Source organism: Anaplasma phagocytophilum (assembly GCF_023476575.1).
GTDB classification, from domain to species: domain Bacteria; phylum Pseudomonadota; class Alphaproteobacteria; order Rickettsiales; family Anaplasmataceae; genus Anaplasma; species Anaplasma phagocytophilum_A.
The window spans coordinates 1-6,523 of the sequence record NZ_JAHLEX010000070.1; the positions used below are offsets into that span (position 1 = coordinate 1).

Consider the following 6,523-nt stretch of genomic DNA (forward strand, 5'->3'; position numbering starts at 1 on the left):
CAGATTGTGAAGTTTTATGCCAGTGTACGAGTCGGTATATGATATGATCAGCTTTTTTCTTCTTAGAACTTGTTGGTAAGAAAGGTTATGACTCTATTGCTACTGGACAAAATGCAGATATGAAAAGAATTCTGTAACTGCTGATTAAATGCTTTTCGTAGATTTTGTAAACTGCTACTTTGTCTTCATGGTGAAATGCTTCTATGAAGTGAATCCGAGACAATATTACCGTCACCGCAATTGCTGTAATCCAAAAATATCCGTGCATGTCACATGCGTTGATACAGTAACTAGATGACAAAATAGTGCATTATGTAGCAAATGCTAGGATTATTAGCAGATTTATGTATGATTTACGAGTACAGTATGGAGTTATCCACATGGGTAAGCTTTGGTCATGCATAGTTCAAATGTCTCTTTGGTTGATATTTTCTGGGTATTCAGATTGGTTTTTTATAGCTTCAGGTGTTATAAGCTCGGTTTCATCTGTGCTGCTGTGTAGCGTTTTAGAGAAGTCTGTGCCTAGGGAACATTACAAGATGTTTCCTAGTTTTGGTATAGGACGCCTGCGTCTGGCAAAGAATTTCTGCCTATATTGTGCTTGGTTGCTATGTCAAGTTATCGGGTCTTCTGTATATGTAACTAAAAGGGTATTTGGTCCATGTGTTAAGCATTCCAAGCCTGTAGTTGCCTATGTTGATACTAGTCAACGGAGTGGATTAGGGGCGTTCATGCTAGTTAACTCCATTACCTTAACTCCCGGAACTGTAGGTATGAGTATCGCTTCCGATGGTAAGGTAAAGGTCCTTGCACTAGACAAAACCTTGTTGTCGGGTGTTTCAGAGATCGATAGCAAAATTTATGCAACATTTAATACCTAGGGGGTAGAACCTAGTATTCCGGCGGAGTAGGGAGCTGCTGATGCATTTGAGATAAGTTATCGATCTGCCTATGTGGCGAAAAATAAGGGCTTGTTTTAGCCCTCACGGCTTCGCTGCACGTAACTCTTTAATATGCCAGCGCGTTTAGATGTTCTTTTGTAGTTTCATTAACTTGAAGACGTATTGCTGAGCATGATGCTCCTGTACAGGAGTGCTTTTGCACGATGGTAGGTACGTTTACGCGTAAAGCTACTGGCACAGGTATACCACTTCTTAGCGAAGACCTCCTTGATTTGCCATTAGCTTTTTGTAAATCTGTAATATGCCTTTTGTGGTTAATAATTTGTCGATTGAGAGAACATGAGCGGCATCGTGAAAGAAGTCAGATGCCCACCCCGTAGCGACTATTTGTAGAGATTTACCACTTTCCTCTTTTAATATTCGCTGAATTACTCCCTCAACCATGGATAAATATCCCCAATACAATCCAGATTCTAAAGATGGTGCAGTAGCATCAGATATTACCTTCGTTGGTTTATTCACGCATACTTGCGGGAGCGCAGCCGTGCACAGCCTCACGCTCTTAACCAGGCACGCAAGACCAGGAGAGAGAACCTGTCCGTATAGATCTCCATTTTTGCTGACGAGATTAAAAACGGTAATTGTCCCCATATCTATCACAAGAAGGTCCCGATCAGGATATAACGTGCGAGCAGCGACTACGTCAGCAAGGCGATCAGAGCCTATTGTATTCTGCGCTAAACATATGTTGATGCCCAGTAAGCTTGCATGAGCGCTTGTTATGAATACTGGTATAATGTTGAAAAAGTTCTCGAACATCTCTGTTATAGAACCGTTCACTGCATAGACAACACTTGATACTGCGGCCCCAACTAAACGGTGAATATCGATATTGGCCTGAGATGCCAGGACGCGTAGTATGGCATAAAGTTCAGAAGCTGTACGTTCATGATAAGTCGATATGCACCAGCTTTCTGAAAATTCTTCACCGACATATATAGTAAATTTTATGTTGGTATTTCCAACATCAACTATGGCTAGCATACAGCGATTTAATTCACATCTATTCCTACAGCTTGCTCCACTTTATTGAACCCATCGCGTGTGAGCAAGTCAGCAAGCTCCATGTTTATCCTGTCAATAATACCAAAACCCCCATAAACTATAGCAGTGTATAATTGCACCAGGGATGCACCTGCTCTAATTTTTTCTAGAGCTTGGGCCCCACTGCTAACACCACCACAACCCACGAGTACGACTCTTCCTCGGGTTAGAGAATATACATCTGCCAGCACTCTTGTGGATAAGGAAAACAAGGGTTGACCGCTCAAACCGCCTCTAGAGATAGGCGCTGTTGTACCTAGAAGTTTGAAATTGGTCGTAGTATTACTGACTATTATCCCGTTTATCTTATGTCTTAAAACCTCGTCCACTATGTCTTGCAACACTTCATCAGAGAGATCAGGATCTATTTTTAAGAGAATAGGTACAGATTCCGCGTGATCAACCGCATATCTAGCTTTTCTTACAGACGCTAGTATTTCGTTCAGAGAGTTTCTTCGTTGCAATTCCCTCAACCCAGCAGTATTTGGAGAAGAGAGGTTTACTGTTATATAGCTAGAAAGCCCGTAAACCTTCTGTACTAATTCTGCATATTCGGCAGGAGGATCAGAACACCCTTTGTACATACCTACATTTATGCCAAATACCAGGTTGTTCAGGTCTTTTGAGTCTACCTTCTTTAACAAACGCGTCAGACCCTTATTATTGAACCCCAGACGATTTATTACGGCCTTCTGCTTATGCATGCGAAAAAGACTAGGCCCTTTATTTCCAGATTGAGGATATTTTGTCACAGTGCCAACCTCTGTGAACCCAAATCCAAGTGAAAGCACTGGACGTATTACCTCAGCGTTTTTATCAAACCCTGCAGCCAGACCGATGGGAGTACGCACTTTGAAATTCAGAAGCTGAGTGCTTAAACATTCAGGCATTTTACGTACACTAGAGCTGTATAAACCCTGCTTTAGAGCAAAGAGCGTTAAGCTGTGTGCAACTTTAGGTGGTATAAGAAAAAGCGGATTATTAAACCTGAAAAGCGACATTATCTCTAAATTTCACTAAATCTTTACGATTATACCACAGTCACTAAAAATAACAAAACCCCACACTAAATAGGATTTTTTGCAGTTCTTGCAACAACTATTAATATATACCAAGGTGCGATATAGTATACTATGTAGTGCACTGAATGCTGATTTAACATAAGAGATATGTTTTGTTTAGCATATAACAAAGGCCCCCAGGGTTTATTGTTTGTAGCTTCATAAATCTTTTACTGGTGAAACAAGGAGAGAGAACATGAGGGTTCTATCTATAGAGGATCAACGGGATTTGAAGGTATTACATACCGTATCATCTCCCTTGGAAAGCGTTGATAGCGCAACTCGAGAAATTGTAAATGAGATGATCAAAATTGCTGAAAGAGGAGACACTGTGGGACTGTCTGCAGTGCAGTTGGGGTACCCCATTAGAGTCTTTGTTATAGATATGTTCAGTGGCCTTTTTAACATTACTAAGGATCTGAGGGTGATTTCAGGGCATCATTCACATAGCACCAGAAGTCTTGTATGCATAAATCCCCAAATCGTGAGCTTTTCTGGCGAAAATGTTACTCTGTTTGAAGGGTGTTTATCTGTGAAATCCATCGGGATGGTGGGAATACAGCGTCCTGGAAATGTTGATCTGAAATATACAGATCTTGCTGGGAATGTATGCGTGATAAGAACATTCAATTGGCTTGCTAGATGTGTGCAGCATGAGATGGATCACCTTAACGGAGTGCTGTTGGCTAACGTGCTTGATAACATAAAAAATAAATCTGCTCAGAGTGTTTCAGAAGAAGACTATAGCTCAGTTCATATACTGCTTTTAGATAACAGCAAAAAGTGTTAAGCGTTGGGGTATCAGGAGGATCTCTGAAAATCACAACTATGAGGGATTTTCTTCCAGATTTTAATCTGTTAGCTTTGCTGCGTTTACCGAGAAGGAATATAAGTTCGTAATGCATCTTGATCCCTATGTGCGAGAAGTAGGCACAGTGAAGAAGACTTTGTGGGATGACTTTTTTATAACTTTTTCACTAGTACGGTGTTTTAGTTGTGTTGTATAGTGGGCTTATGCATTAGTGCGTATGAGCGATCTTAGAACTTGGTCCTTAAGTTATTATACGAGTTGCTAGGTTTATACCTACATAGTGAGTGTTTACCTAAGCTTTAAGTTTTTGGTTAGTACACCCTACATTTAGTGTTCACACAAACGTTCAGTATTCTAGTATTCCATATACTCTGAGAGATAGTTCAAACTTGGATTTACGTAAGTTTTTGTGTTGAAGTTGGTGTGGCCTATAAAAAGGCTTACGTAGAGCTACTCGTAGAGTTTTTGTTTAAATGTCATGCGTGCTGTAGACATATAAGTGTGAGATAAGCACTTGTTATATCTTCTACGTGAGATACTGGATTTTAAATTACGCATGCGGGAATGATTCTGTATTCACTAAATATGCCGGTAAATTTGATACCGAGAGGAAAGTTAAACGTAGTATCTTCTATAAGACTGTAGCAAAGTTATGTATCAGAATCTGCTTTAGATGTTGCGAACTGTATTCTGATTTGTGTTGCGATACTTCAAATATGAAACTTAACAAGCGGTATCAGTAGGCAGTTTCTGTTCTAAGATTTGCTTCAGTATAAGTCTTACGCGGTCTGTGCACTGAGTCTTGAAAACATATCTAGGAGTATAGAAACTTGTCATTAGTGGGAAGACCTAGCAGCTTTCAGCTGTAACTGCACAGTACATAATGCTACCAAACTGTGCATATAGCTCTCCTCTACCATCGGTATATCAACATATTGCAGCACGGTAGATCGTATGTTGCTGAGTTGTAGTTCACGTTTAGTACATATACACGCTCCCGTGGAGCGCACATACAAGTCTACGGTACACAGGGGTTATCTTGTATAAAAATCCTCCGCAAGAGTTTTATTATGATATATCACGTGTGGATATTAATAGCGTGTAGTGGACGCTGTTGCTATAATCCAGCAGTAAAGTTTTTTGTGGGAGTACGGTGGTGACGTTGAAAGGACCTTGTTATTGTTCCGGAGATTCTGCAGATAGTTTGGTTGTTATGTTGCATGGAAGAGGTGCTAGCGGCGATAATATGATTGCGATTGCTCCGTATATGTCGCGGAAAGGGTTAAATAACACTCAGTTCCTGTCTCCTCATGCGCCACTACGATATGGTTCCATAGGTTATACGTGGTTTACAGATAGTCTACGGGATATGGATGAAAGATCCGCCTGTGTGGAGATTATGAGATCAGTCGAGATGGTAAATAGATTTATAGATGTGCAGCTCGAAGCACTGGGTATAGGCGATGACAAATTGTCTCTCGTGGGTTTTTCACAGGGTGCTATGTTGTCCATATATGTGGGATTGAGTAGAGAGAAAAAATGTGCATCAGTTGTTGCATATTCGGGTGCAGTGCCCTTTCCAAATGCCTTGGAGAGCATGGTGCGCTCTCGTCCGGATGTCTGTGTGATACATGGTGAAGATGACGATGTTATTCCTTTTTATTACTTCGAAGAATGTGTAGATTTTCTACAGCGCAACAAGGTTACTGTTGAGGCGCATTCTATGAAGTCTCTCGGGCATAGTATAGATGATCAAGGTCTAGAAATAGGTTCCTTGTTTATTAAAAATCGTATTACAGGTAATGCATCGTAGAACTCTTGCGGGTGTGTAACCTATGTCTCCAGCCCTTTATGTGTTCAGCACGTACACTGCTCATATATGCCCTGTTACGGCTAAACATGTTTCTGCACTGATAGTTGGGAAGAGCTACACACGCGATTTGGTTGCATGATGTACTGTGTAACCTGCTGAAAGTTGCTAGGTCCTCCCTACTCTAAGCTGTGTGTGTTGCTAGTGCACTACAAATATGCGCTCCGTTTTGGTGCGATATGCTGAGTCATCATTGGTGTCGAAGAGGTACATGCTGGGTTGAGAACGTTATGCACTGTATAGTCTTCCGAACATTGCCAGGTCTCTATTATGGCATCTACTTTAATACCAAAATCCCACGCCTTTCTTGTAACCATGGAGTTGTCCTCTTCTATGCTATATCTCTTCCAAAGATTTATCAGTATCCTGAGAACGAAAATTTCATTTAATAACGGGTATTAAAAATGCGTTCTTTTAAAATTGATGGGCGGTATAAAAGAGAAATGTTAGCTGTAAAGGTGCTGCGTCTGTGTGAAGTTGAGAAAAGGCTGCCAATACGAGCCAAAATTCGATCATGTTCGGAACTACTCTAATTCCTTCTCCAGAATTTTGGCTTCGTAAGCTCTCATCCTTAGTATGCATGGTTCTATGCAAGAGGTCTATGATTGGTTTGTGGAGGCTAATGTCGAGCAATAATAGCTGCGGTAATGGTTTTGCGAGTGTTGCTTAGGCAAAGCAAAGTACGCCTAATCAGAAGGCTTAAGTTTTAGTATGCTCCAGAAATTTTCCCCACTTCTGTTTAAGAAAAATCATTTCTATGCTTTCCTTGGGTTTA

5 protein-coding genes are annotated in these 6,523 nt (G+C 40.8%); 3 read left to right on the forward strand and 2 right to left on the reverse strand.

The annotated features are described in order from the left end of the window. The first annotated feature begins 380 nt into the window (after positions 1-380). Positions 381-881, forward strand: a complete 501-nt coding sequence (locus KPX09_RS03845; protein ID WP_249549073.1) for a Na+/H+ antiporter subunit E — start codon at positions 381-383, stop codon at positions 879-881. A gap of 273 nt (positions 882-1,154) precedes the next feature. Here KPX09_RS03845 and KPX09_RS03850 read toward each other — a convergent pair whose 3' ends face one another. Then, a complete protein-coding gene (locus KPX09_RS03850; RefSeq protein WP_249549074.1) occupies positions 1,155-1,946 on the reverse strand; it encodes a type III pantothenate kinase in 792 nt (263 codons plus the stop codon). 8 nt (positions 1,947-1,954) lie between these two features. Further along, positions 1,955-3,007: a quinone-dependent dihydroorotate dehydrogenase gene (locus tag KPX09_RS03855; protein WP_249549075.1), complete on the reverse strand. Its 1,053-nt coding sequence runs from the start codon at positions 3,005-3,007 to the stop codon at positions 1,955-1,957. A gap of 256 nt (positions 3,008-3,263) precedes the next feature. Between KPX09_RS03855 and KPX09_RS03860 the strand changes: the two genes are divergently transcribed. Further along, positions 3,264-3,857: a peptide deformylase gene (locus KPX09_RS03860; protein ID WP_249549076.1), complete on the forward strand. Its 594-nt coding sequence runs from the start codon at positions 3,264-3,266 to the stop codon at positions 3,855-3,857. Between the two features lie 1,174 nt (positions 3,858-5,031). Continuing rightward, positions 5,032-5,691: an alpha/beta hydrolase gene (locus KPX09_RS03865; RefSeq protein WP_249549077.1), complete on the forward strand. Its 660-nt coding sequence runs from the start codon at positions 5,032-5,034 to the stop codon at positions 5,689-5,691. Positions 5,692-6,523: the final 832 nt, after the last annotated feature.

What these genes read in the sequence shown, in the direction of transcription:
- KPX09_RS03845 (WP_249549073.1), top strand. Translation starts at nt 381, where the DNA reads ATGGGTAAGCTTTGGTCATGCATAGTTCAAATGTCTCTTTGGTTGATA.
- KPX09_RS03850 (WP_249549074.1), bottom strand. Translation starts at nt 1,946, where the DNA reads ATGCTAGCCATAGTTGATGTTGGAAATACCAACATAAAATTTACTATA.
- KPX09_RS03855 (WP_249549075.1), bottom strand. Translation starts at nt 3,007, where the DNA reads ATGTCGCTTTTCAGGTTTAATAATCCGCTTTTTCTTATACCACCTAAA.
- KPX09_RS03860 (WP_249549076.1), top strand. Translation starts at nt 3,264, where the DNA reads ATGAGGGTTCTATCTATAGAGGATCAACGGGATTTGAAGGTATTACAT.